The organism is Vreelandella sp. V005, assembly GCF_052645115.1.
In genome coordinates this window covers 179,739-205,670 of record NZ_JBQXYA010000007.1, presented here as the reverse complement: position 1 = coordinate 205,670, position 25,932 = coordinate 179,739, and the positions used below count along the sequence as shown (strand labels likewise).

23 protein-coding genes are annotated in these 25,932 nt (G+C 54.5%); 11 read left to right on the top strand and 12 right to left on the bottom strand.

From position 1 onward, the window contains the following. Positions 1 to 204: 204 nt before the first annotated feature. Entirely contained in the window at positions 205 to 1,905 is a 1,701-nt protein-coding gene (locus tag ACUN8H_RS15730) for a SulP family inorganic anion transporter (protein ID WP_445533003.1), read from the bottom strand. A gap of 242 nt (positions 1,906 to 2,147) precedes the next feature. On the opposite strand from ACUN8H_RS15730, the gene ACUN8H_RS15725 reads away from it, so the two are divergent. Continuing rightward, a complete protein-coding gene (locus ACUN8H_RS15725; RefSeq protein ID WP_445533002.1) occupies positions 2,148 to 3,809 on the top strand; it encodes a methyl-accepting chemotaxis protein in 1,662 nt (553 codons plus the stop codon). Here ACUN8H_RS15725 and rarD read toward each other — a convergent pair. Further along, positions 3,780 to 4,688, bottom strand: a complete 909-nt coding sequence (gene rarD, locus ACUN8H_RS15720; protein ID WP_445533001.1) for an EamA family transporter RarD — start codon at positions 4,686 to 4,688, stop codon at positions 3,780 to 3,782. The genes ACUN8H_RS15725 and rarD overlap by 30 nt on opposite strands. A 72-nt stretch (positions 4,689 to 4,760) precedes the next feature. Here rarD and ACUN8H_RS15715 point away from each other — a divergent pair, with 72 nt between their 5' ends. After that, positions 4,761 to 5,591 (top strand): amidohydrolase, encoded by an 831-nt coding sequence (locus tag ACUN8H_RS15715; protein ID WP_445533000.1) that lies wholly within the window; start codon positions 4,761 to 4,763, stop codon positions 5,589 to 5,591. Beyond that, on the top strand, positions 5,591 to 6,295 hold the full coding sequence (locus ACUN8H_RS15710; RefSeq protein ID WP_445533019.1) for a pseudouridine synthase: 705 nt from the start codon (positions 5,591 to 5,593) through the stop codon (positions 6,293 to 6,295). The genes ACUN8H_RS15715 and ACUN8H_RS15710 overlap by 1 nt, the downstream gene beginning before the upstream one ends. 242 nt (positions 6,296 to 6,537) lie before the next feature. On the opposite strand, the gene ACUN8H_RS15705 is transcribed toward ACUN8H_RS15710, so the two are convergent. The 6 genes from ACUN8H_RS15705 to gloB all read right to left on the bottom strand — a co-directional run bounded on the left by ACUN8H_RS15705 (position 6,538) and on the right by gloB (position 14,413). Next, a complete protein-coding gene (locus tag ACUN8H_RS15705) occupies positions 6,538 to 8,121 on the bottom strand; it encodes an ABC transporter ATP-binding protein (RefSeq protein WP_445532999.1) in 1,584 nt (527 codons plus the stop codon). After that, complete coding sequence (locus ACUN8H_RS15700) at positions 8,114 to 9,190, bottom strand: ABC transporter permease (RefSeq protein ID WP_445532998.1); 1,077 nt, start codon at positions 9,188 to 9,190, stop codon at positions 8,114 to 8,116. Before ACUN8H_RS15700 ends, ACUN8H_RS15705 begins: the two co-directional genes overlap by 8 nt. Positions 9,191 to 9,192: 2 nt before the next feature. Further along, the gene (locus tag ACUN8H_RS15695) at positions 9,193 to 10,266 is read right to left on the bottom strand and encodes a microcin C ABC transporter permease YejB (RefSeq protein WP_445532997.1); all 1,074 of its coding nucleotides are present in this window, start codon (positions 10,264 to 10,266) and stop codon (positions 9,193 to 9,195) included. A 25-nt stretch (positions 10,267 to 10,291) separates the two neighbouring features. Then, positions 10,292 to 12,226 carry an extracellular solute-binding protein gene (locus ACUN8H_RS15690; protein ID WP_445532996.1) on the bottom strand — a complete coding sequence of 645 codons (1,935 nt, stop codon included), beginning with the start codon at positions 12,224 to 12,226 and terminating at the stop codon, positions 10,292 to 10,294. Positions 12,227 to 12,385: 159 nt separating this feature from the next. Continuing rightward, positions 12,386 to 13,615, bottom strand: coding sequence for a transglycosylase SLT domain-containing protein (locus tag ACUN8H_RS15685; protein ID WP_445532995.1), 1,230 nt, complete (start codon positions 13,613 to 13,615; stop codon positions 12,386 to 12,388). A 30-nt stretch (positions 13,616 to 13,645) separates the two neighbouring features. Then, complete coding sequence (gene gloB / locus ACUN8H_RS15680; protein WP_445532994.1) at positions 13,646 to 14,413, bottom strand: hydroxyacylglutathione hydrolase; 768 nt, start codon at positions 14,411 to 14,413, stop codon at positions 13,646 to 13,648. Between the two features lie 154 nt (positions 14,414 to 14,567). Between gloB and ACUN8H_RS15675 the strand changes: the two genes are divergently transcribed. From ACUN8H_RS15675 to nudC, 4 genes are read left to right on the top strand one after another with little or no spacing between them, the layout of a single operon-like run. Further along, the gene (locus ACUN8H_RS15675; RefSeq protein WP_445532993.1) at positions 14,568 to 15,386 is read left to right on the top strand and encodes a class I SAM-dependent methyltransferase; all 819 of its coding nucleotides are present in this window, start codon (positions 14,568 to 14,570) and stop codon (positions 15,384 to 15,386) included. Continuing rightward, positions 15,379 to 15,849 carry a ribonuclease HI gene (gene rnhA, locus ACUN8H_RS15670; protein WP_445532992.1) on the top strand — a complete coding sequence of 157 codons (471 nt, stop codon included), beginning with the start codon at positions 15,379 to 15,381 and terminating at the stop codon, positions 15,847 to 15,849. The genes ACUN8H_RS15675 and rnhA overlap by 8 nt, the downstream gene beginning before the upstream one ends. Then, positions 15,849 to 16,586: a DNA polymerase III subunit epsilon gene (gene dnaQ, locus ACUN8H_RS15665; RefSeq protein ID WP_445532991.1), complete on the top strand. Its 738-nt coding sequence runs from the start codon at positions 15,849 to 15,851 to the stop codon at positions 16,584 to 16,586. Before rnhA ends, dnaQ begins: the two co-directional genes overlap by 1 nt. After that, a complete protein-coding gene (gene nudC / locus ACUN8H_RS15660; protein WP_445532990.1) occupies positions 16,579 to 17,358 on the top strand; it encodes an NAD(+) diphosphatase in 780 nt (259 codons plus the stop codon). Before dnaQ ends, nudC begins: the two co-directional genes overlap by 8 nt. Positions 17,359 to 17,383: 25 nt before the next feature. Here the strand turns inward: nudC and ACUN8H_RS15655 are convergent, their stop codons facing one another. Beyond that, positions 17,384 to 17,695 (bottom strand): SCP2 sterol-binding domain-containing protein, encoded by a 312-nt coding sequence (locus ACUN8H_RS15655; RefSeq protein ID WP_445532989.1) that lies wholly within the window; start codon positions 17,693 to 17,695, stop codon positions 17,384 to 17,386. Positions 17,696 to 17,879: 184 nt separating this feature from the next. Here ACUN8H_RS15655 and sohB point away from each other — a divergent pair, with 184 nt between their 5' ends. After that, on the top strand, positions 17,880 to 18,923 hold the full coding sequence (sohB, locus tag ACUN8H_RS15650; protein WP_445532988.1) for a protease SohB: 1,044 nt from the start codon (positions 17,880 to 17,882) through the stop codon (positions 18,921 to 18,923). Between the two features lie 49 nt (positions 18,924 to 18,972). Here sohB and ACUN8H_RS15645 read toward each other — a convergent pair whose 3' ends face one another. Continuing rightward, positions 18,973 to 19,293 carry an ArsR/SmtB family transcription factor gene (locus ACUN8H_RS15645; protein WP_445532987.1) on the bottom strand — a complete coding sequence of 107 codons (321 nt, stop codon included), beginning with the start codon at positions 19,291 to 19,293 and terminating at the stop codon, positions 18,973 to 18,975. A 256-nt stretch (positions 19,294 to 19,549) separates the two neighbouring features. Here ACUN8H_RS15645 and ACUN8H_RS15640 point away from each other — a divergent pair, with 256 nt between their 5' ends. From ACUN8H_RS15640 to ACUN8H_RS15630, 3 genes are all read left to right on the top strand, one after another. Next, positions 19,550 to 21,523, top strand: a complete 1,974-nt coding sequence (locus ACUN8H_RS15640) for a propionyl-CoA synthetase (RefSeq protein ID WP_445532986.1) — start codon at positions 19,550 to 19,552, stop codon at positions 21,521 to 21,523. A gap of 227 nt (positions 21,524 to 21,750) precedes the next feature. Then, positions 21,751 to 22,419, top strand: coding sequence for a 7-cyano-7-deazaguanine/7-aminomethyl-7-deazaguanine transporter (locus tag ACUN8H_RS15635; protein WP_445532985.1), 669 nt, complete (start codon positions 21,751 to 21,753; stop codon positions 22,417 to 22,419). A 39-nt stretch (positions 22,420 to 22,458) separates the two neighbouring features. Next, positions 22,459 to 23,262 carry an alpha/beta fold hydrolase gene (locus ACUN8H_RS15630; RefSeq protein ID WP_445532984.1) on the top strand — a complete coding sequence of 268 codons (804 nt, stop codon included), beginning with the start codon at positions 22,459 to 22,461 and terminating at the stop codon, positions 23,260 to 23,262. Between the two features lie 4 nt (positions 23,263 to 23,266). On the opposite strand, the gene ACUN8H_RS15625 is transcribed toward ACUN8H_RS15630, so the two are convergent. Together ACUN8H_RS15625 and ACUN8H_RS15620 are read right to left on the bottom strand one after the other, a co-directional pair. Continuing rightward, positions 23,267 to 24,670, bottom strand: coding sequence for an exonuclease domain-containing protein (locus ACUN8H_RS15625; RefSeq protein ID WP_445532983.1), 1,404 nt, complete (start codon positions 24,668 to 24,670; stop codon positions 23,267 to 23,269). Positions 24,671 to 24,767: 97 nt separating this feature from the next. Further along, the gene (locus ACUN8H_RS15620; protein WP_445532982.1) at positions 24,768 to 25,898 is read right to left on the bottom strand and encodes an ABC transporter substrate-binding protein; all 1,131 of its coding nucleotides are present in this window, start codon (positions 25,896 to 25,898) and stop codon (positions 24,768 to 24,770) included. Positions 25,899 to 25,932 lie beyond the last annotated feature (34 nt).

Below are 25,932 nucleotides of genomic sequence, written 5' to 3'. Positions count from 1 at the left end.
TGGTTGTGATGATGCTGGCAGTTACGTTTCGTTACTTTGTGTTTTGCTATGCGGTATCTTGTTTTGCTAAGTGGTCGATTGATAGTAGAGAAGCCGCTGGGTAGCTGTCAATGTTGTTGTTAGAGCCTGCTCTCTTTAGTGAGCGACAGACACAAAAAAACCAGGCAATGGCCTGGTTTATCAATGAGTTGCTGATTTAGTTGGCTAGGAAAATTCACGCCAAGCGGCGTAAGTGCTGAGAAAAACACGTCCCGTTAATGCCTCCAAAAAATCACTCTTTTTGAGTTGGTCCATGACGGGTCCCTTTACTTCGGACAAGTGTAGTTTGACTTCGGAGTCCTTTAAGCGCGCGTTGATGGCGTCTAGACTCTCCAGAGCTGATGCATCGATCAGATTGACTGCCGAACAAATCAACACCACATGCTCTAGTTCTGGATGGCTCGCCACCAAGTTATAAACGGTGTCTTCCAAATAGCGAGCATTGGCAAAATAGAGGCTTTCATCAATGCGCAGCAGAGCTACATTGGAAACCGTCTCTACATCATGACGGGTAGTATTGCGAAAGTGTTCGGTGCCTGGAACACGACCTACCAAGGCGCTGTGAGGGCGGCTGGTTCGGTACAAAAACAGTGCAATCGATAGCGTAACACCGCTGATGATGCCTGCTTCCACCCCTTCGCATAGTGTAAGTAAAATCGTCACTGCCATCGCGGCAAAGTCGCTACGCGAGTAGCGCCAGGTTTGCCTCAGCATAGGGATATCCACCAACGTCAGAATAGATACCGTGATGGTGGCGGCCAGGGTGGCAATCGGCAGGTAGTAAAGCCAGCCGGTGAAGGAGAGCGTTACCAGTGCGATACCCAGGGCCGCAAAAGTGCCTGCGGCAGGTGTCTGGGCGCCCGCGTCGAAATTAATAACGGTACGCGATAGACCCCCGGTGACCGGCATGCCGCTGGAAAAACCGGCGGCCAAGTTGCTGGCGCCCAGCCCCACCAACTCCTGATTGGGGGAAATGCGCTGGCGCCGTTTAGCGGCCAGCATCTGCCCCATCGAAACCGACTCTACAAACCCGACCAGGCTGATGAGTAGCGCAGGAACCAGAAGTGAGCGCCATAACGAGTAATCGCCCCAGGGAAAACTCAGCGCGGGCAGGCCGCCGGGTACCCGGCCAACCACGTTGACGCCTTTTTCCGCCAACTGCCAGTACCAAGTCGCCCCGGTGGTGACGACCACTGCAAAGACAGGCCCGGCTTTAGCGATCAAGTCAGCTAGAAAGAGCGGCATGCCTGTTTTATGCAGAAATGCTTTGCCGTGACGCCGCAAAGTAATCAGGAACACCAGCGTACCGGCCCCTATCAGCACTGTGTGTAAATGGTAGGTGGGTAAGTTGGGCACCAGGGTGATCAAACGTTCCACCAGCGTAAAACCACTGCTGTCGACGCCAAGCAAACTACCCAGTTGACTGGCGGCAATCAGAATGCCTGAGGCCGTTAAAAAGCCTGAGATGACCGGGTGGCTTAAGAAGTTACTGAAAAAGCCCATTTTCAATAGACCCATGACAACCAGCATCCCGCCGGAAATCAGTGAGAGTATTAAGGCAGCCTGTAAATACGTCTCCGTTCCGGTTGCTGCGACCGACGATAGTGCCGCCCCCGTCATCAAGGCGATAATGGCCACTGGCCCGACCGCCAGGGTTTTGCTAGTGCCAAACAGCGTGTAAACCAGCTGTGGCAGTATGCTGGCATATAAGCCTACTACTGCGGGCAGCCCGGCCAGCAGCGCATAGGCGAGTGACTGGGGTATGACCATCACGGTGACGATCAGCCCTGCCAGTAAATCAGCTCCCAATAGGCGTTTATGGTAATGGGGGAGCCATGTCAGGATAGGCAAATAGCGCTTGAGCATGAGTTCCTGGTGTCGAGGGGATTGCCGAAGAGAAAGGGTAAGGGATATTCCATTCAGTTTCAGCGCTTATATTCATTAGTTCTTCACTAAAACATGCTGCGTAGAACATTAGCGCCTGCTGTCTGCCCCCAAAGTGCTACTTCCTTCGATTGTGTAAACCGTTAAGATTAGACGCAAAGGTGAATTAAGCCTTGTTGCTTGGTTGTTTGTGACTCAATAACACCAATAAAAGAGTACTACTCATGCGTGTACTGCAATTGCTGGTTCCAGTGCTGTTGATGGCATTATCTGTAGGGGCTGCCACTCACGGCGGAAGTTGGGTTTATGCAGCCGTCATTTTGGCGGCGTTTGCTGGCGCAGCCTTGCTGCTAGGGATGTTTGCGATGATCTATCGCGCCGAGCAACATCATCTTGAACAGCGTCACTACGGCTTCAAGCCCCAGCGGGATTACCGCGCTCTGCGCGCCATGGCTTACCGGTTGATGAACCGGGCCAGCAGCACGGCGATTGCCTCGGCGGAAGTCTCCCACTACGCCGATCTAATGGATCAACGTCTTAACCAGCAAGAGACGATGGCACGAGAGGCCTCCTCCAGCATGACATCCATAAACGCGGCTATTATGCAGGTCAGCGAGAGCGCTAGCCAAGTGGCAACATTAGCCGCGAGCGCCAGGGATGCCAGCCATCATAACCATGCCGAACTGGACGATATCATCCAGGATATGAACGATGTGTCGGAACGCTCCCACCAGGCGCTGGAAATGCTCACCGCACTCAACGACAAAATCGAGCGTGTTCGCAGCGTTACTTCGATGATTGAAGGTATCGCCGAACAGACCCACCTACTTTCGCTCAATGCCTCCATCGAGGCAGCCCGGGCAGGAGAGCACGGACGCGGCTTTGCCGTGGTCGCTGGCGAGGTACGCAATCTGGCATTGAAAACCTCCACCGCGACGCAAAGTATCGACGAGTTGGTCAAAGACATGCACGAAAGCGGGCAATCGGTCGTCGCGACGATAGGCCACTTAATGACGCGTATCAGCGAACGGTCTAAGGGGTTACAAGGGGTCGGCAGCAGCCTGGGAACGATGACCCAGGAGTTTGATCGGGTGCAAAGTGAAATCAACCGCGTTGCCGATGCCATGGAGAACACACGCCAACACAGTCAAACCGTCGCAGACAGCCTGCAGCAATTGGAAGATGATGTTGATGAAGGCAATCGCAACATGCATGACCTGGCCGAGCAGGCAAGGGCGTTGATGGAGGCAGCGGAAGGGGTCGATGGAGAGCTCGCTCAGCAGCACCTGAAGGGACGCCATCAAGCAGTGTTCCACGCGGCGCGGTCAACGGCGGATACGATAGGCAAGCTGCTCGAAAAAGCGATTGCCAGCGGAGAGGTAGCAGAAGCCACGCTTTTCCAACCCCATTATGAGCAGGTTCCCGGTACCCAGCCGCCGCTTTATAAAACCGGCTTTGATGCCTTCACCGACAAGCATCTCGCCAACTTGCAGGAACCGCTGCTTAAACAGCTAGGGCTGAGTTACGCCATTGCCTGCGACCGCAAAGGCTATGTGCCCACCCATAATCAGGCGGTGAGTCTTGAGCCGACAGGCGACTATGCTCACGATTTGAAGTTCTGCCGCAGTAAGCGAATTTTTGATGACCCAACGGGACGCCGCTGCGGTGCTCACGAAAAACCGCTACTGCTACAAACCTACAAGCGTGATACCGGAGAAATCATGCACGACCTGTCAGTGCCGGTGTATGTTAAGGGTAAACATTGGGGAGGCTTCCGCGTTGGCTACCAACCTGAGCGCGAGAGCGCCTCACCCCCCAAACTGGAAGCTGCTGCAAGCTCATCGGCACCCCTTGCGTTAACCCGCCGCGGCGTAGCGCGGGCGTGACTGCCATGCTGACCAGGAGTAGAGCGCAAGCCCAATCCAGATAAGCACAAACGTCGCCAATTGAATAAGCCCTAGGGGCTCACCGAATACGGTCAGCGCGATTAGGAACTGAATACTGGGGTTGATGTACATCAGAAAGCCCAGTGTCGCTAATCGCAGCCGCCGGGCGGCGCCCGCAAAGGCCATCAGGGGCAGTGCCGTCAATGCACCGCTGGCGATCAGCAGGCTGGTCGTTGAAGGGGCCTGTGAAAAATGTGAACTGCCGTTCCAGCTGAGCCACGACAGGGCTATCAGGGCGAGGGGGAACAGCAGCAGTGTTTCCACAAACAGCCCAGACAAACCATCCAATGGCACTTGCTTGCGAAACAGGCCGTAACTGCCGAAACTCAATGCCAGCAGCAAGCTGATCCAGGGCAATTCGCCGAGCATTATAAACTGGATGGCGATCGCGACACTTGCCAGCCCCAATGCCACTAGCTGCAACTTTGCCATCACTTCACGTAATACCAGCATGCCCAGTGCAACGTTGACCAAGGGCGTCAGGAAATAGCCCAGGCTCGCCTGCAATACCTGCTTGGACTCCACCGCATAAATGTAGATACCCCAATTGAAAGCGATCAACAGTGCGCAGGCCAGCACGCGGCCAAGCTTTTTGGGTTCACCCAGGGCTGCGGCAACCGGTGACCAGCGACGAAGCAACGTGATTAGGCCGACCAGAAAAAGACAAGCCCAAATGATGCGGTGAATCAATATTTCGAAGGCGGGAACACCCTCGAATAAGGCAAAAAAAAGCGGAAAACAGCCCCACATGGTATAGGCGGTCAGCCCAAACATAACGCCTTTGACGGCTTCAGGATCGCGTGTTGAAGTAGGAAGCATAGCCGCCTCATTATTTAAAGATGCTAATCTAGCATAAACGTTGCGATAACACTGGCAGAAAGGAGGTGTTCAATGAGCGAACCGAAAAGCAGCAGCCTAAGAGCCAGTCTCGTGCAGTGCGATTTGCGTTGGGAAGATCCACAAGCCAACCATGCGTACCTCGAACAACTTCTTGGTGAGCTGGACAGCCGCGCTACAGATCTGATTGTGCTGCCTGAAATGTTCGCCACCGGGTTCACGATGAACTCGCGTGAAATGGCCCAGCCAATGGCTGACAGCCAGAGCGTTGCCTGGTTACAGGCCCAAGCAAAAGCGCGCGACTGTGTAATAACCGGCAGTGTCGCGATCAAAGAGGACGGAGAATATTTTAACCGCTTGATTTGGGCGACGCCTGAGGGTGATTTAACCCACTACGACAAACGCCATCTTTTTCGTATGGCCGGTGAGCATGAACGCTACGGCATGGGCAGTGAGCGTAAGGTGGTCGAGCTTAATGGATTTAAACTGCTGCTGAGCGTTTGCTACGATCTGCGCTTTCCGGTCTGGATGCGCCAGCAGCCAGCAAAGGGCGAGCATTTCGAGTATGATGCGCTGCTATGTATCGCCAATTGGCCAGCACCGCGGCGCCAACCATGGCGCACGTTGCTGCAGGCCCGTGCGGTAGAAAACCTAAGCTATGTCATTGGCGTTAACCGCGTTGGAGAAGATGCTAAAGGGCTTGCCTACAGCGGCGACTCCTTATTGGTCGACTTCAAAGGCGAACCGCTGATTGATCAACCTGCCCATACCCCGTTCATAGAAACGGGCACGCTGGATAAAACTGCCCTTGATGCTTTTCGTGAAAAATTTCCTGCCTGGCAAGATGCCGACCGTTTCGAACTGCTGCCTGGAGTCGGTCAATGATGCGTCTTGATCGTTTCCTGAGTGAAACCACACCGTTAACCCGTAGCTTGGCCAAGCGGGCGCTGAAAAATGGCGAAGTCACCCTGAATGGTGAGCCGATCAAGCAATCGGCTATCCAAATCGATACCGATAACGATGCGGTTGTCCTTAATGGCGAGCGGCTGGCGCTGGTAGGCGTGCGCTACATTATGCTGCATAAGCCCGTCGACGTTGAGTGCAATGCCCGCCGCGGCCTGTACCAGCGAGCGATTGACTTGATCGATCTACCCAAAGCAGACCGCTTACAGCCGGTGGGGCGCTTAGATGTGGATACCACAGGTCTGCTGCTGTTGACCGATGACGGCCAGTGGTCGCACCGGGTTACTTCACCGCGCCACCGCTGCGCCAAGGTCTATATCGCTGAGCTTGCCGAACCCATGGAAGGCGCTACGGCAGAGTGGGCGATTGGCCAAGTGGCGGATGGCCTGATGCTAGATGGTGAAGAGACCCCGACTCAGCCCGCCACGCTAAGGCTGCTGTCGCCCACCCAGGCGGAGCTAACCATTACCGAAGGGCGCTACCATCAGGTAAAACGCATGTTTGCCGCCTTGGGTAATCATGTGAATTCACTGCATCGTAGCGCCATCGGCGATTTAGCCTTGGATGCCAAGCTTGCTCCCGGCGAGTGGCGTGAGCTGACTGACGACGAAATTGCGCTGTTCTGAATACTCCGGTAAGTACTCTTTAGCCGCTCCCCACAAGGGTTGAGCGGCTTTATTTTGTATGAATATTTATACCGTTATCTCATGTGCTCATACACAATAAAACTCCGAAATTTTGTGCCTACCAAATAGAAGGCTGCCAGTTGGAACGGCCGTCCGCGCGTGCGGTTAGCGGTTGCCGAATTTCAAGGCGCTAGTTTTAAAGTGCCAAGTTTTAAGAGGCTATGTATTTAAAATATCAGGCTTTAAAGTGCTAAGTGAGCAGCCGCAATCAGTGCTTGGGTGTAGGCGTGTTGTGGTGCAGAAAGCACGTCTAGACAGGGGCCTTGTTCGACCACTTCGCCATCTTTGAGCACCATGATGCGGTGTGCCATGGCACGAATAACGGCTAAATCATGGCTAATGAACAGGTAGCTCAACTGCCTGCGGGCCTGCAGATCGCGCAGCAAGGTGACGAGCTGTTTCTGCACCGTGCGGTCTAACGCAGAAGTGGGTTCATCGAGCACCAGTAGTTCTGGCTCCAAAATGATCGCCCGAGCCACGGCAATGCGCTGGCGCTGGCCGCCGGAAAACTCGTGGGGGTAGCGCGCTGCACAGCTCTCGGGCAAACCCACTTCTTGAAGGGTTTGGTTCACCCGTTGGGTGACTTCTTCGTGGCTCAAGTGCGGGTAATGAAAGCGTAACCCCTCGCTGACAATATCGAATACCGGCATGCGTGGCGAAAGGGCGCCATAGGGGTCCTGAAATACCATCTGTAAACGATGGCGTTGACGCCGCAAGTCATTGCCGGTGAGGCTGCTTAGTTGGTCGTCGCCCAGGGTGATATCCCCCTGACTGCTGACCAGCCGCATTACTGCCGAGGCTAGCGTGGTTTTGCCTGACCCGGACTCTCCTACGATGCCTAACGTTTCGCCGGGCGCGATATGGAAATCGGTCGGATGAACCGCAACGAAAGCAGGGGGCTGGCGCTTGAATAAACCGGTTTTGGGGCGTTTGAAGCTCACGCTCAGTTGGTGAGCAGACAACAAAGGAGGCGATGGCTCAATTGGCTGAGGCCGGCCTTCCGGTTCGGCGGCAAGTAATGCTTTGGTGTAATCGCTTTGCGGGTGTTGAAAGACTTGCTCGACTGGCCCGATCTCCTGAATACGCCCCTGGTACATGACACAAATGCGGTCAGCATGGCGGCGCACTAGGTTCAAGTCATGGCTGATAAACAGCATGCCCATGCCATGATTGTCACGCAGCTCGCGCAGCAGGGTCAGTATCTCCTGCTGAACCGTCACATCCAGCGCGGTAGTGGGCTCATCGGCAATCAGCAGCGCGGGGTTGTTGGCAATCGCCATGGCAATCATCACCCGCTGACGCTGACCACCGGAAAGTTGGTGGGGCCAGGCATCCAGCAGCTCTTCGGGGCGCGGTAGCTGCACCTGTTCGAGTAGTGCTTTGCTGCGCTGGCGGGCAGCCTGGCCGCGTAAGCCCTGGTGCAAGCGTAACGCTTCGCCAATCTGCTTGCCAATTCGGTGGAGCGGGTTGAGCGAGGTCATTGGTTCTTGAAAAATGAACCCGATCCGATTGCCGCGTACCCCGTTCCACTGCGCCTGGGTCAAGGTCGAGAGGTCGGTATCGCCCAACCAACGTTCGCCCTGAACAGTGGCGTTGCTGGGCAGCAGGTTGACCATGCCGAGCGCGGACACCGATTTCCCCGACCCGGACTCGCCAACAATGGCCAGGGTCTCACCCGCATTGAGAGTGAGCGACAGCGCGTGCACTACAGAAACGTCATCAAAGGCGACGTTTAATTTTTCAATGCGCAGGAGCGGGTTAGGCATGGTGTGTCTCTTGGGCAGGTGAGGTCTGGCGCTGCTGAACGTGGCGGGGGTCGAAGGCGTCGCGTAGGCCTTCGCCAATAAAGACCAGTAGCGAAAGCATGATCGCGAGTGTCATGAATGCCGTGATGCCCAGCCAAGGGGCATGAAGGTTATTTTTACCTTGCGCTGCCAATTCGCCAAGTGAAGGGGCGCCTGGGGGGAGGCCAAAGCCGAGAAAATCCAGCGCGGTCAAGGTGCCGATAGCCCCGGTAAACAGAAACGGAATAAACGTCAGCGTCGCGACCATCGCGTTAGGCAGCACATGGCGCCACATGATCAGGCGCGAGGGTAAGCCCATCGCTTTGGCAGCACGCACATACTCAAGATTACGCGCGCGCAAAAATTCCGCGCGGACGATATCCACCAGCCCCAGCCATGAAAACAGCAGCATGATCCCCAGCAGCCACCAGAAGCCCGGCTGGACGAAACTGGCCAGAATGATCAGCAGAAACAGCACCGGCAGGCCCGACCAGATTTCAGTCACACGCTGGCCAATCAAATCTATCTTGCCGCCAAAGTAGCCTTGTACGCCGCCAACCACGACGCCAATGACCAACGAGCCCACGGTTAGCACCAATGCAAACGCAACCGACAGACGAAAGCCATAAATGACTCGGGCCAATACATCGCGGCCCTGATCATCGGTGCCCAGCCAGTGGCGGCTGTCCGGTGGTGCCGGAGAAGGGCGCGTCATGTTCATGTCCAGGGTTTGGTAAGAGTAAGGAATGGCAGGCCACAACGCCCAGCCGTGATCCTTTATCTGTTGCTGAATGAACGGATCGAGGTAATCGGTGCGCGTCGGTAAAAAGCCGTCAAACTCGGTTTCTGGGTAATCCACCAGCAGCGGCACATACCACTGCCCGTCATACTGCATAACGATAGGCTTGTCGTTGGCGATCAGTTCGGCAAACAGACTCAACACAAACAGTGCGGTAAATAGCCAAAGCGATACACGGGCGCGGCGGTTGGCCTTGAAGGCCGCCAATCGACGCCGGGTAATGGGCGATAAGCGGGAGGTTGGCGTGGCCATTTTCAGGACTCCCGGGTCGAAAAGTCGATACGCGGGTCAACCCACACGTAGGTCAAATCGGAAATCAGCTTGAGGATCAGCCCGATCACGGTATACAGAAATAGCGTGCCAAAAATAACCGGGTAATCGCGCTGCATGACCGCTTCGAACCCGAGCAGGCCCAGGCCATCCAAAGAGAAAATGACTTCGATCAGCAGTGCGCCGGTAAAGAAAATGCCGATCATAGCGGCAGGCAGGCCAGCGATAATAATCAGCATGGCATTACGAAACACATGGCCATAAAGCACGCGCCCCTCATCGGCGCCTTTAGCGCGAGCGGTAATGACATACTGCTTGTGAATTTCATCCAGAAAGCTGTTTTTGGTCAGCATCGTAAGAGTAGCAAAGCTGCCAATAGAAGCTGCAATGACCGGCAGCGTGATATGCCAAAAATAGTCCTTGACCTTCCCCCAGGCCGATAATTGCTCAAAGTCGGGCGAGGTCAGGCCACGCAGGGGAAATAGGTCCCAGTAGGTGCCACCGGCAAATAGCACGATCAGCAGTATCGCAAACAGAAAGCCCGGAATGGCGTAGCCAACGATAACCAACCCCGACGACCAGACATCGAAGCGGGAACCGTGGCGAAGTGCTTTTTTTATACCCAGTGGAATCGAAATCAGATAGACCAGCAGCGTGGTCCAAAGCCCCAGCGAAATGGAAACAGGCAGTCGTTCGATCATCAGTTCGGTCACTGGCCGGTCGCGAAAGAAACTGGTACCGAAATCGAGCGTGAGGTAATCCGCCATCATGCCGATAAATCGCTCATGAGCAGGTTTGTCAAAACCAAATTGTGCTTCGAGCTGTTCGATGAAGCGGGGATCAATGCCCCGGGCGCCGCGCGAATCGTCGCTTACTTGGACGTCGGCACCGCCCATGTCCAGGCGAGTACTGGCCATGGCATCGGCGCCTTCAAAGCGTGCCAGCATCTGATCAATCGGCCCACCCGGCGCCGCCTGAACAATGATGAAATTGAGTAGCATGATCCCGAAAAGGGTGGGAATCATTAGCAGCAGTCGGCGTAGAGTATAGCGTGCCACAGAGCACTCCATCGTTCTTAAAGGATCAGCGACGTCGTTGACGGCGCTGCAATTCTGCTTCTCGCTCGGTATCTACCCACCACGCATCCAGATCCATTGCATATTGAGGAAAGGGTTCGGGATAGCCAAACTTGTCCCAGATCGCAATTCGGGTTTCCCCAGAGTGGTAGTGGGGAATGACATAAAATCCCCAGCGCAGCACCCGATCCAGTGCCCGCGTGGCGGTATCCAACGCTTCACGGCCATTGGCACGGATGATGGCTTCGACCAGGGCATCTACCGCTGGGTGGGCGAGCGACATGCGGTTACGACTCTGTGGTGCTTCAGCGGCGGCGCTGGTCCAGAAGTCGCGCTGCTCATTCCCCGGGTTGTTCGACTGGGGGAAATGACTAATCACTATGTCATAGTCGTAATTACGCTGCCGGTTTAAATACTGATTGATATCAACGATGCGCAGCGAGGTTTGCACCCCCAAGCGGGCCATGTTGCGCAACATGGGCTGTACTACCCTTTCAAGACCTGAATCGTAGAGTAATACTTCCAGGCTTAAAGGCCGTCCAGTTTGTTGATTAACCAGTACGCCGTCCTCAACGCGATAGCCCGCTTCGCGCAAAAGATCCAGCGCTTTACGCAGCCGCTCACGCAGGTCGGTGGGCTGGTCAATGGGAAGCGGTTCGGTGAACAGCCGATCAGAGCCGTGGGAGGCGATTAACTCGTCTCTAAATGGCTCAAGCAGCGCCAACTCTTCCTCTGAAGGCAGCCCGGTGGCCTCCATCTCAGAGTTTTGGAAGAAGCTTTCGGTGCGGCGGTAGGTATCATAAAAAATATTGGTATTGAGCCAGGGGAAGTCGAACATAAGGCTCAGGGCTTCGCGAACACGGGGATCTTGAAACTTCTCTTTACGCAGGTTGAAAACAAACGCCTGCATCATTGAAGGGTTGACATCGGGCACGGTCAGTCGCTTCACCAAGCCCTCTTCATAGGCCGGAAAATCATAGCCAATCGCCCAAGTAGCCGCACGGGCATCAGTGCGGAAATCGGTTAGGCCTGCTTTAAAGGCTTCCCAGGCAATATCGCGATCGCGGTAGTAGTCGTAAACGACGCGATCGATGTTATAGCGCCCGACATTGACGGGTAAATCTTTGCCCCAGTAGTCGTCATCACGCTGGTAAACGATGCGCCTGCCAGGGTCAACCTCGCTAATGCGATACGGCCCCGAGCCGGGATGCGCCGCCAGGGTGGGCGATGTGAACTCGCGTGGTTCCCAGTAGTGGCGGGGGAGTATAGGCAACTGGGCAACGATGAGCGGGAGTTCTCGGGAGTTAGTGTCATTGAAGGTAAAGCGCACTTGCTGCTCATTAAGCGCGATAGCTTCTTCGACGCCTGCGTAGTAACTCGCGTAAAAAGGATTGCCCTCTTCGCGCAGCAGATCTAGCGAGAACACCACGTCATAGGCAGTGACCGGTTCGCCGTCTTGAAAGCGCGCCTCAGGGCGAAGGTCAAACTCGATCCATTCCCGGTCAGGGTCCAGCCGCACGCCTTCCGCCAATAAGCCATAGAGGCTAAAGGGCTCATTGGGATTACTTGCCATCAAGGTATCGTAAATTTGTGAAATGCCGGTGGCCGGCGTGCCGCGGATAATAAAGGGGTTGGTGGAGTCAAAACTACCACCCACGGCGGTATGGGTAATCGTACCGCCCTTGGGGGCTTGTGGGTTGACGTGAGGGAAGTAAGGAAAATCTGCCGGTAGTTCAGGGCTATCATAAAGCGATAGCCCGTGAACCGTTTCGACAGGCACCACATTGTTTGCGTCGGTATTTAAATCGCCTACCACATCATTGCCGGAAGGGCGATTGGACGCGTCAGGCGTAATCGTTGCTTGTGAAGCCAATATCGATACGGTTACTAATAGGCCACTAATGAGTAGAAGCACTTTTGCAAATAACACACCACGCGGCATTGGTGACATCCCATGTAAACAAAGCCAACTCGTTAACCCATCAAAATTTCGATGATCCGGTTATTAATACCCTTTTAAAAACATCTGCCTCTATCGATATCGCTGCTAGCCACACTGTTCTAGCAAAATTGCCACAATGCGCTAACGGCCAGTTAGAGTTCAGCGACCTGACAGCGTCAGTAGCTGACCTGGCTGTAAAGCACTGGGGCGGTCGATGGCATTCCAGCGTATTAGGTCTTGCTGATTGATATTATAACGGGCTGCAATCGCTGAGAGGCTATCACCCCTTTCAACGCGATGCGTATCGGCGCCGTTATTTTGCGCAAGTGCCTGGCTATTGCCTTGTGACAGTTGCGCCAGTACCTGTTTATCTACTTCTTCAGGCACCAACAGGGTCTGAGCGCTGCGTGGGTCGATGCTGCCGTTTAGCAGGCCTGGGTTAAGTTCCGCTAACGCCGTTTTGCTGACATCCAGCATTTGCGACGCTTCTGTCAGGCTCACGGCATGAGCCAACTGAACTTTCGCGAAAGCGGGGTCGATATGAATCTCGGGTAGACTCACGCCGTATTGTTCCGGGTCGTTAATGATCGTGGCGATCGCTTTTAATTTAGGCACGTATTGCATGGTTTCATAGGGAAGGGAGAGATCCCAGTATTCGCCGCTCAAGCCCTGGCTTTGCACCTGGCGCTGAGCGTTGTTAACCGTTCCCGCGCCAGCATTGTAGGCGGCGAGTGACAGCATGAGATCGCCTTCGTACCACTGGTCAGCCTGCATTTCCAGGTAGTCCAGCGCGGCCTCGGTAGAGGTCACCACATCTAAACGGCCATCATAATTACCGTTACGTACCAGACCCAAGGCATCGCCGGTGCCGGGCATAAACTGCCACAAACCTGCCGCGCCGCGGTGGCTTCGTGCACCGGGATCAAAAGAGCTCTCAACAAAAGGAATTAACGCAACCTCTCCCGGTAGCCCACGCTCGCTTACTTGCTGAGTAATCCAGGCAAGCCAGGGAGTGGCGCGCTCGGTGATCGTGGCAATGTTTTCAGGGCTTGAACGGTAATGCTCAATCCATTCATCCACACGCGCCTGAGCTTCTGCTGGCAATGTTTTCTCTTGCCACTGAAAACTATTACGTAGTGTCGTCCAGGCATCCTGGGGTTCAAGCTCTAGCGCCTCCCAAAAATGGGTCTGGAAAGGTGTAGGATAGGGCATTTTGTCGATTGGCGACGCCGTTTGACCTGCGTTAGACGACGTTGTAGTCGTACCTGCGGAGGTTTCATAGGCTGGAGCAGAGGCTTGCGAGTTTGCCGCAGCGGCTAACATTAGGCCCATTATTACGGTACTGCCAGCGCTCAGCAACAAACGCTGGCGAATCGTTCTATAGGTCATAGTTACATTCGTTTGGTTTCGATAGCGTTCTTAGAAACGGTTCTTCCACTCGCGTAGAGTGGTGAACGTAGCGAGATCATTATCATTAATACCTTGAGTACCTGCTGCTTGGCGCACGCTATCTGTGCCCACGCGAAGGTAGGGATTAATTTTCAGCTCGCGTCCTATCGTGCTGGGTAAGGTGGGGCGATCCAATGCCCGCGCCTTTTCACACTCCTGCAAGGCGTGTTTAACGTCTTCATTTTCAGGGTCCGCAGCACGAGCAAACTCAAGGTTCGCATGTGTATACTCATGAGCTGCAAAGACCAGTGTATCTTCAGGTAGTTCCGCAAATTTGTTCAACGCGTTGAACATCTGCTCTGGTGTGCCTTCAAATAAACGGCCACAACCGGCGCAAAAAAGCGTATCGCCACAAAATAGAAGCGCGGGGATACCTGCGGTGAAATAGCTAATATGATCCAGCGTATGACCCGGTGTCGCCATGACATCAAACAAGCGGCCCATAATACGGACTTCATCGCCGTCACCCACAGTTTCGTCAATCCCTTCGATAGTGGGATTGGCGGGGCCAATGACGTGAGGGGAGTAGCGTTTAATTAATTCTGCTACACCACCCGTATGATCGTGATGGTGATGCGTAATCAGTATGCTTTCGAGGCTTAGCGACTCACGCTCAAGAAACTCGATTACGGGGGCCGCTTCACCGGGATCCACAACGCAAACGCTTTGGCTGGTATCTTGTCTCAATAGCCAAATATAGTTGTCGCTTAGCGCTGGGATCGGTGTCACGCTCATCATCGGCGAGATCCTTTAATTTCGAAGATACAGAATTGACTAACCAATATGCATAAGCACGCTAAACAACGCGCTTCTTAATTTTAGAAATTAAGTGGCACTAAATCAGTGTAAACAAGGCTTTTAAAAGCCGTTACTGTGGAGGGAAGCGCTGTTCATGTCAAATTCGACCACGGCCACGACACTCGCCAAGCGCTTGACAAGTAGCCAGCCGTATTGGCAGTCAGAAGCGGGACGTTCGCTTTGGGAAACTCAGCGGGCCTGTTTAGGGCCGGTGGTTGAAACCCGAGTGGGCGGTCACAGCTTGGAATTGGGCATGGGCCCACCACTAATGACCATGTCGGCGATTCCGCATCCCATCCGCTGGTCTCCCACTCGCCAGCTGGCGGAGAGCGATAGCACGTTGGTATGCCCGCCGGATCAATTAGCGCTGCCGGATCGCTGCCTGGATGTGATGGTGATCCACCACTGGCTGGAGTATTTGCCGGACGCCCACTTCACGCTTCAGGAAGCCGCACGAGTGACCGCTGATAACGGCATTTTGGTACTGTTTGGCTTTAACCCTATTGGTTTGAGTGGCCTTACCCGCCAGTGGCGCAAACGCCAGCAGCAATTTCCTTGGAATGGCACCTGGCGTTCAGCCAGTCGTCTGCGCGACTGGTTAGCGTTTGTCGACTTTGAGGTGGAACGCGTAGACTATTGCTGTTTTCGTGGCCGAATGAATGCCAAGTGTGGTGAATACTGGGAGTCGCTGGGGCGTCGGCACAACCTGCCGTTAGGCGAGAGTTATATGATTCAAGCCCGTCGGCGGCAACGCCACGCACCTGTTCAGCGCTTGAAGTTTGGATTGGAAGCACCTGTTTCGCCGGCTTCGTTAGGCGTCACCCGCTCAGGCTCATCGGCTCACTACCAGTCTTATCAAGAGCGCTCAAGACAAGCTCAGGCACAACAACCAAAGGATCAAGAGAGTGACTAAAGAGGCTGTCGGGCATCTGCCTCGAGTAACGGTGTATACCGATGGGGCTTGCCGGGGCAACCCAGGCCCCGGCGGATGGGGTGTGGTGCTGGCGAGCGGCCAGCATGAAAAGACCTTGAAAGGTTATGAGTCGGATACAACGAATAATCGTATGGAGTTGATGGCGGCCATCATGGCACTGCGTACCTTGAACACCCCGTGTGAAGTGGCGCTTTGGACCGACTCACAGTATGTTCGCCAGGGCATCACCCAGTGGATTCATAATTGGTTGAAGCGCGGCTGGAAAACCGCCGCCAAGCAGCCGGTGAAAAACGCTGAGCTATGGAAAACCCTCCACGAAGAGTCCCAGCGGCACCAAATAGAGTGGCATTGGGTGAAAGGGCATAGCGGTCACCCCGGCAACGAACGGGCCGACGCCTTGGCGAATGAAGCCATCGACGAGCACCAGAAAAGGAGGGCGTGATGCGCCAGGTAATCCTAGATACTGAAACCACGGGTATCGACCCTAAAGATGGCCATCGTCTCGTCGAAATAGGCGCGATTGAAATGGTCAACCGTCGCTTCACTGGCCGCACTTACCACCAATATATCAATCCCGAACGCCATATTGATGCGGAAGTCGTGGCCGTTCACGGAATTGATGACGCTCGCGTCGCCAATGAACCAGTATTCGCTCAAATAGCCGATGAGTTCTGGGCCTTTATCGAAGGTGCCGAGCTGGTCATTCATAACGCACCGTTCGATGTGGGCTTTATTGACCACGAATTGGGCATGCTCAACCAGCGACGTAAAACGCCGATGTTGGGTCCTGTGCGTGATCACTGCGCCGTATTGGATACTTTAACGATGGCGCGGGCCATGCATCCCGGTCAGCGCAATAGCCTTGATGCCTTGTGCAAACGTTATGATATCGATAACGGCCACCGGGTACTTCATGGGGCGTTATTAGACTCTGAAATTCTCGCTGAAGTGTATTTGGCGATGACCGGCGGGCAAACCGCGCTAACGCTGGATGCCACCTCCGCTTCAGAACAAGAAAAAGCGGACACGTCGAATGAAGGCTTGTCGGTACTACGCCTGTCGCTTACGCCCGGCCAGCTGCGTGTCGTGCGTCCCACCGAAGAAGAGCAGGTGGCTCATAAAGCCAAGTGTGAAGCGAATCAGTTGAATTGGTTTGAAGGTGCAGCTAGCGATGCTTAGGCGAGAAATTCCCCACCATGAACAGGCTGGGCGGGTTATTCGGCTGTCGCGCAGCATGTTGGCGCCAGCACCGTTAAGCGGTAGCGAAGAGCTAAACCCACTGCAACCCTTTCAGCCCTGGACAGAGCAGATGCAGCCGCTGTGTTACTGGGATGATGAGCCGGTCGCGTTGCTGGTCGAGCCGCAGGCGGAGAGTGGTTGGATCGATGGCCGCCAATGGATGAGCGAGCTCTCAACCGCTTGGTTTAGTCTGCTTTCAACAGCGTTGCAGGTGGGCGCTTGGTTAGAAAACCATCGATTCTGTGGTCGTTGTGGCTCACCCGCCACCAAGCTGACCGCGGAGTTTGCCATGCATTGCGACGCTTGCGGGCATCGCAACTATCCACGTATTTCGCCCTGTATCATTACGCTGGTGACGAGCGGGGAGGCGATGCTGCTAGCGCGTAGCCCACGTTTTCCGCCAGGCCGTTACTCGACCTTGGCTGGCTTTATCGAGCCAGGCGAGTCAGCAGAAGAGGCGGTACACCGGGAAGTGTTTGAAGAAGTGGGCGTGCATATTGACCAGTTACGTTACCACCAGAGCCAGGCGTGGCCATTTCCTCATTCGCTAATGTTTGGCTACTTTGCTGAAGCGACCACCCGGCGAATCCGTATCGATGGCGTTGAGATCAGTGATGCTGCCTGGTTTTCACCCCGCCAACTGCCATCACTACCGCCCCCTTACTCAATTTCTCGCGAACTCATCGAAACCCATTTGGCACGCTGGCGCTAATCAACGCCGCGTGCCGACCTATGGATTACTCGCTAGGAAACAAGCTGGTCAGCTTGGTCGCCAGCATGACATTGCCAGTTGCTTTAAGCTTGCCGGTCATAAAGGCCGTCATGCCATTGATCTCACCACTCATGATGCCTTTTAGGGTGTCCGTCGTTAGGCTCAAGCTGACAGATGGGTCATCGTGCTCGCCCTCTTGCACATCCAGCGTGCCATCCTGAATGTGCAAGTAGTAATTCCCCGCATCCGAGAAGTGGAACTGGAAAACTTCGTTCATGCCCTCGGCCGCTTCAGGATTGAAGCGCGCTTTCAGCTTCTCAAGGGTATTGTTCGACATAGAATTTCTCTCAATTAGGTAAATCAGACCCAGGCTAGCGATAATAGCCCAAAGAAACAAACATAAGGTAAGCGAGGTTATTTCATACAAGCGTTTCAATCAAGCGCCTTGGTCATACCTCGCTACCCTTAACGCTGGGCAGAGCCTCGCCCTAAAAGAGCCCAATTCCCAATGGAGAACGTCGATGAATGAATGGATAGCGGAAATAGGTACGTTTGTTGTGCAAACCACTATCGTTATGTCACTGATAGGTCTTGGTTTGATTCTGATAGCGCGTACGAAGCAAGACAAACAGAGCGATTTAAAACTTTATATTGAGCCGCTCAATGATCAGCGTAAGCGGCGTGCTCGCCGCTTACGGTTGGTGGCTACCTTGCCAGGTGCCCGGAAAAAGCTGCTAAAAGCATTTCGTCACGAGGATAAAAAACGTCACAAAGCGCAAAAATCTAGCCAAGAAACGGCTGACGGGGCAAGTGTATGGGTACTTGATTTTCATGGAGATCTCAAGGCGTCGCAGACGGAGCGGTTTGGTCAGGAAGTGTCTGCCATCATTGATGTTGCCGCCGAAAATGACGAAGTGGTGGTGCGCCTGGAATCCGCCGGCGGGCTAGTGCACGCCTATGGTTTGGCGGCTGCACAGTTAGACCGTTTGCGTACGGCAGGGCTAACCACTACCGTATGCATTGATAAAGTGGCGGCTAGCGGTGGCTACCTGATGGCTTGCACGGCCCAGCATATCAAGGCGGCACCCTTCGCGGTGATCGGCTCTATCGGTGTCGTTGCGCAAGTGCCTAATATCCATCGTTTGTTAAAACGCCACGACATCGATGTAGAGCTTTTGACCGCCGGTAAATACAAGCGCACCTTGACCGTATTGGGTGAAAATACCGAAGAGGGTAAAGCCAAGTTCTTGGAAGATTTAGAGAACACGCACCACTTGTTCAAAAACTACGTGGCTGAACGGCGTCCCGCCATGGACATTGAAACGATTGCGACAGGTGAAATTTGGTACGGCAGCGAAGCCTTGCCCCAGTTGCTCATTGACAGTGTGGGTACTAGCGAAGCTTATCTAGTCGAGCGAATGGCCGAAGCACGTGTGTTTACTGTCAAGCTGGAACCACCCAAAACCGTGACTCGCAAGCTGGGTTTGGCTGTATCTGAAGGCGTTGAAAAAGCAGCGCTCAAAGCACTTGGATTGATTGACGCCGCTGGATGGCAGCGGCGCTGAGTAACGATGTGAACAAGCGCTAGAAGCGAGGATTTTCGCTTTAGCACGCTCAAGCTGCGTAGTGGTGCGCCAGGGTATTAATCACAGCCTTGGCACTCTCACTGCTTAGCGAGTAGTAGATGGTTTGTGACTCGCGCCGGGTATCGACGAGCTCATCACGCCTTAAAATGGCTAAATGTTGGGATAGTGCCGATTGGCTTAAGGCAAGTTGCTGATTAATCTGTGTCACAGATAGCTCTTTCTCGGCCAAAAGGCAGAGTATTTGCAGCCGTTTCTCATTGGCTAGCGCCTTTAGCAGGTTAGTCCCTGCCTCGATCGCGCGACAGTTATGTTCAAGCAGGCGTGTAGCGGCGCTTGTAGAAGCAGACATAATGATCTCCTTGCCTACACTGTAACTTCAGCGTTTTTATGAGCATTGTTATAAGTTGTCGTGGCATCGTCGCGTCGCGAGGATCAAGTTGTTTAATGATCAGTAATTTAGCGTGTTTTGTCCAAGTCTTCGTTTAACGATTAATCAATGGTAGGCAGGTGGCCATTCCCTTGTCGACAATGTTACTGGGCAGGCTGCTGCTTTGGTCGATTTTTAGCCCATAGTATGAGGGCAAAGAGGCGCTTTACTTAATACAGTGTCAACAATCTTGTCGTACCGCCATTACAATAAAGAAAGAGACATCATGAGCCGCTACCCATCTACTTTTCAGCAGTCGATAGAGCACCCAGAAGCATTCTGGGCAGAGCAAGCCAAACGCATTCCTTGGTACACACCGCCTAAAACCATCCTCCGTTACGATGAGCAGCAGCATGCTCGATGGTTTAGCGACGGTGAAATGAACCTCTGCTATGCCGCCCTGGATTACCACGTTGACAATGGCCGCGGCGACCAAGCGGCTATTTACTGGGATTCGCCCGCTGCCCAGGCCAAACGAACCATCAGCTACCGTGAACTGCGCGACCGCGTCGCTTACTTTGCGGGAGCGTTGACGCAGTTAGGGGTTGAGAAGGGCGATCGCGTGGTGATCTACATGCCCATGATTCCTGAGGCGCTGGTGGCCATGTACGCCTGCGCTCGGCTAGGCGCCATCCACTCCGTGGTGTTTGGCGGTTTTGCGCCTTACGAACTGGCAGCCCGTATTGAAGACGCCGAACCCAAAGTAGTGGTGGCGGCTTCCTGCGGTATCGAACTGGGCAAGGTGTTGCCGTATAAGCCCATGGTGGATCAAGCCATTGCACTGAGCGCCTATAAGCCGGCTTCCTGTATCGTTTACCAGCGTGAAGCGCACCGGGCTGAGCTGGACACTCATGACGGTACCTCGGACTATGATTGGGAGGCGCTCGTCGCCAAGGCGCCTTTTGCCGACTGTGTACCGGTAAAAGGCACCGATCCGCTGTATATCCTCTATACCTCTGGCACTACCGGAAAGCCTAAAGGCGTCATGCGAGACACCGGCGGTTATGCGGTGGCGCTGGCTTATTCAATGCAGGTGATCTACGCCATGGAGCCGGGTGAGGTGTTCTTTACTGCCTCGGATGTGGGCTGGGTGGTTGGGCACTCTTATATTGTTTATGCCCCGTTACTAATGGGCTGCACCAGCGTGGTATACGAAGGTAAACCGGTGAAAACACCCGATGCGGGTAGCTTCTGGCGCTTGATAGAGGAGTATCAGGTAACGAGTTTCTTCACTGCGCCTACTGCTTTTCGGGCAATCAAGAAAGAGGATCCTGACGCCAAGTTGCTGCAGAAATACGATATCAGCAGCCTCAAGCATCTTTATGTGGCCGGGGAGCGGTTGGACCCGCCAACGTTTCACTGGTTGGATGATCTGCTCGACGTGCCGGTGATCGATCACTGGTGGCAAACGGAAACCGGCTGGCCGATTGCGGCTAACTTGCCAGGTATCGAACCCATGGCGACCAAAGCGGGTTCGGCGACGTTTCCGGTGCCGGGCTTCAATGTGCAGGTACTCGATCGCGATGGAGAGCAGGCCAGCGCCATGGAGCAGGGCAGTGTCGTCATCAAACAACCCATGCCGCCCGGTTGTTTAACGGGTGTGTGGAGTGACCCTCAGCGTTTCCATAGCGCTTATATGGCCGCCTTTCCCGGCTATTACTTAACCGGAGATGGCGGCTATTTCGATGAGCAGGGCTATCTCTTCATCATGGGCCGCACTGATGATGTGATTAACGTGGCAGGGCACCGGCTTTCCACCGGTGAAATGGAAGAGGTCGTTGGCGCTCACCCTGCCGTTGCCGAGTGTGCGGTCATTGGTATCCATGATGACCTGAAAGGACAGTTGCCAATAGGCTTGGTGATTCCCAAAGATGGTTTTGATGGTGATGAAGCGACTCTGGAAGCCGAGTTGATTGCACGTGTGCGTGAGCAGATTGGCCCGATTGCCTGCTTCAAGCAGGTGTTAGTCGTCGACCGCTTGCCCAAAACCCGCTCGGGCAAAATTCTACGCAAGCTGCTGCGCACGATTGCTGATGGCAAAGCGTATGGCATTCCTTCCACCATTGATGACCCCACCAGCCTGGCGGATGTGCATGCCGCCATGCGCGAGCGCTCGATAGGCGCTGCAGACAAAGCGACGCCGCTGGATTGACGATTGGTGAGCTCAGGCCGCCCACCCTTGCGGGCGGCCTCAATACCTGTTTTTAGAGCGCTGATGTTAATACCCTGGCTTTAAATACCCTGACTTTAAATACCCTACAAAAGCCGTATAATGCCGTCCTCATACTAGCGACCGCTGGATAGAACTGGTTTAGCCATCTGCTGACTACCCTGAGGGTTCCCTAACCCCTCTTATCTTTTAAAAAAAGGCCGACCCGCATGTTTGCATTGAGTGAGACTCAGCACCGCCGTTGCCTACTGGTGATGGTGGCTTTTCATATTGGCATTATTGCCGCCAGTAACTACCTTGTTCAGCTTCCGTTCACCCTGTTGGGTTTTCACACCACCTGGGGTGCGTTTAGCTTTCCGTTTATATTTCTCGCCACCGACCTAACGGTTCGCCTGTTTGGTAAAGGGCCGGCACGATCGATCATCCTACGCGTTATGCTGCCTGCACTCGTGGTCTCCTATGCGGTCTCGGTAGTATTTCCCCGTGGCAGCTTTGCAGGTATCGAGGCACTTTCTGAGTGGAATTTGTTTGTCGCGCGTATCGCACTGGCGAGTTTCTTGGCCTATGTGATTGGCCAACTGCTGGATGTTCAGGTATTTGACCGCCTGCGCCAGTGGGCCTGGTGGGTAGCGCCGGTCTGCTCGACCGTGCTGGGTAATCTGGCCGACACCTTTGCATTCTTTTCAGCGGCGTTCTATAACAGCCCTGACCCGTTTATGGCCGCCAATTGGATGGAAATTGCCGCCGTCGACTATGCCATCAAACTCGCCATCAGCCTGTTGTTCTTTCTGCCGCTGTATGGATTGTTACTCGCTTGGCTCACGCGCCGTTTGGTGGTGTGGACGGGCCAAGTGGATGCCGCCCCGAGCACGGCGTAATGTTTATCACCCTTTAATTGCCCAGGCTCAGGAGCCAGCATGACGAACGTTGCCACGGTAGATCTGCACTTTATCGATATGCCCGCCGACGATGGCGCGGCAGACGCCATGCCGCTCGTCGTGATCCATGGTTTGCTGGGGAGTGCGGATAATTGGCGCTCGCACTTGAAAGTATGGCAGCGCGGCCGCCGAGTGATTGCGCTTGATTTACGCAATCATGGACGTTCGCCCCATGCCGAAGGGATGCGCTATGCGACGATGGTGGAAGACGTTATCGCGCTGCTCGATAAGCTCTCGATTGAACGCGCCCATGTGCTTGGCCACTCAATGGGCGGCAAGGTAGCCATCAGCCTGGCGCGGCTGGCGCCTGAGCGCGTGGCATCGCTGATGGTGGCCGACATCGCCCCGGTGGCTTACGAGCATGGCCATGATGACGTATTTGCGGCACTCGACAACGTGCGGCAAGGGCAACCTAAAAATCGTCGTGAAGCCGATGACCTCTTGAGCGAACATGTCGATTCCCGCCCCACGCGCTTATTTCTGGCCACCAACTTGGTGCGTAATGAAGACAACGTGATGGCGCTTCGCGTCGGACTGGATCACATCAAACGGGGTTATAACGATATTATTGGCGTGCCGGATGGTGAGCAGCCCTACGAGGGCCCGACGCTCGTGCTGCGCGGCAGCGACTCCCATTACGTGGCCGACGATATGCTGCCTACGTTGCGCGAAGTGTTGCCGCGTGCTCGTGTGGTCACCTTAAAGAATGCTGGCCATTGGCTACATGCCGACCAACCAGACGCTTTCCAGCAGGCGGTCATGGCGTTTATTGCCGCGCAGTAATGCGTCACTGGCAGAGCGGTGTGACCGTTAGACCATGCTGGTCGGGGTAGCGCAAAAAACGGTTCAATATACGGTAGCTGTCGATATCAAAACTAGCGGGCGTGTCGGCAAGGGTTTTGGCTTTTTCAAGGCTTGCCGCGCTGCCCAAGTAGCACCATTGGCGAACCACGTGCCAAGCAGACGCGGTGCTGTTCGCGGCCTGCTCTTCAATCGCAATACTGCTTGGCCACGGCCACACATTAACCTGCAACTGCGCAAGCGTTGCCTGCGCCCGTTGTGTGTGCTGTGCTATCGTTTCCTGCCCATTGCAGGCACCGCGGCACTTACCTACCTGATTGCCAAAGCAGCGGCCCTTACCCTTTTCGAGCCCCAGCACGCGTGGGCACAGCTGTTGCTCTTCAGCCATTGCGCTTAATGTGTTCTTAGCCTCGCGCGCATTGCGGAATAAACCATAGAGTGTGACAGCGAGTGGCTGGCTCAAGGATTGGCCTAGCGCGTCGCCGCTAACCAGCTCCGGCTGGCTGGCACCTTCCGCCCACCACCAGGTGGTCAGCTTGCGCTGTTTGCGTAGTTGACGGTTCATAATCGGCATGAGCGACTTCACCAGCTGCGCTTCACGCAACTGGGCACCTAAGTCGCCCGCGGTTTCTTCCCATTCGATATGTTGCACCTGCTGAGCAAGGCGCATCTCTTTATCGTCCTGGTGATCACGCTGGAAGTGACCTAATACGCGGCTGCGTAGATTAACGCTTTTGCCCACATACAAGGGCAATCGATTATGGCCGTAAAACAAATACACCCCGGGACAGGCGGGCAGCCCTTCAAGCTGAGCGCTGTCCAAATGGGCGGGCAGTGTCCTGTGACGTTGCTCATCGTTTAGAAGACCTTGCCAAGCCTCGTCGCTATGCTCGACCTGCCACGTTTGCCAAAGTGACCACAGGGCATCCACATCGTCACCCGCGCGGTGGTGGCGAATAGGCGAAATGCCGTAGCGGCTCAGGAGCGCTTTCAGGTTGTGCTGACGCTCCTGGGGCGCTATTCGCCGCGATAAACGCAGCGTGCAGATTAACGAGGCGCGAAAATCCAGCCCCGCGCGCTTAAACTCGTTACGCAAAAAGCTGTAGTCAAAGCGTGCGTTGTGGGCCACTAATTGACCGTCGCCCAGCCACTCGCGCAGTGATTCAGCTATTTGCGAGAAACGGGGCGCAGCTACCAGCATATCGTCACGGATTCCAGTGAGCTGGGTGATTTGTGCCGGTACTTTGCAATCGGGGTAAATCAAGCTCGACCAACGATCGATCAGTTGGCCATTGACGACTTTAAGGGCCGCTATTTCGGTAATTCGGTCACGGGTTGCGCGGGTGCCCGTCGTTTCAACGTCGACAAAAATTAAAGTGGTTTCGTTCATTCAGCGCCAAGGTAGTGAGGAAAACTATTGATAAAGGGCTATCAATTCATATAACAAAGGGCAGTAAATCCAACATGCCCTTTCAAACGCCATCAGCTTATAAAGTGTGCGGGTCAACCGCTAGACGCGATACGGGCAGTACCTCGTTCGTAATGCCAGCTTGCTGTAAAAAGGCTTCAAAGGCCGCGTAACGTCGGTTGTCCAGCGCCCCAGGGTTGAGTGCCATGCGGCGCAGGATATCCTCCCAGGCGCTTGCATTAATTTCATTGTCGAGTACCGGGTGAGTGCTAATGAGCATTTCCCAGGCCGCATCAGGATTGTCGATAATCCAATGGCTTGCTTGTTCAACGGCCAGCACAAAGCGTGACCAGGTATCACCGCGGCGGGCAAGGGTGTCGCTATTCGCCAGCACCACTAAGCCGTCATTACGGGGGATATCCAGCTCATCGAAACGGATGACGTGTGTATTGATGCCTTCGGTTGCGAGTTGTTGTGGCAGATAGTGGTAAAAGCCGTCTGCAATGGCGTCGATTTGACCCTCTCGCATGGCTCGAATCGGGTCGAAGTGCAGGTTAATCGGCGCTGCGAAATCATCGGTTTGCTGCACTGAGCGCGGCAGCAATCGCGGGATGCTCAGGTAGCGACCCTCTCCAGTGGTATAACCATAATGCAATCCCGCCAAGGTATTTTCGGTTTCCGGCTGCTCTGCGCCCGTGACGATGACCGCGGTTAGCGATGTTTCGATCAGGGTCGCGATCCGGGTAATGGCTGCGCCGCTATGCACCTGAAGATGCAGCAGAGGTTGGCGTGTTAGCGCCAGGTCAACTTCGCCTGCCGTAAGCAGCTTAATGGCAATCGAAGGGTCAGCCGGGGTTTGAATATCAACCTCGAGCCCCTGACGTGCATACAAGTTCCGCTCTTTCGCTATGACTAATGCCGCGTGCTGGGGGCTTAGGTACCAATCCAGCATCAGTGTTAGGTGTTTCACCGGTGGCGGTTCAAGGGGCGGTGCTGGAGTAAGCGCCATGGTGGGCGCTGCTTCGGTATCGCTTTCACTTTCAACGGGTCGCCACAGGCCAGTGGGCACCTCTACATCGCTATCCAGCGTTAAGGGCGCGCTTTCTTGACTGTTTTCTTCATTTGCATAACTGACTGAATTAAAAACTAATAAGATGAAAATAAGACTAAGAAAAACAAGGTGCCGATAGCGTGATAGGCAGCGCAACATAGCCAGAACTCCAAATGTTGTAACGGCGAAGTGT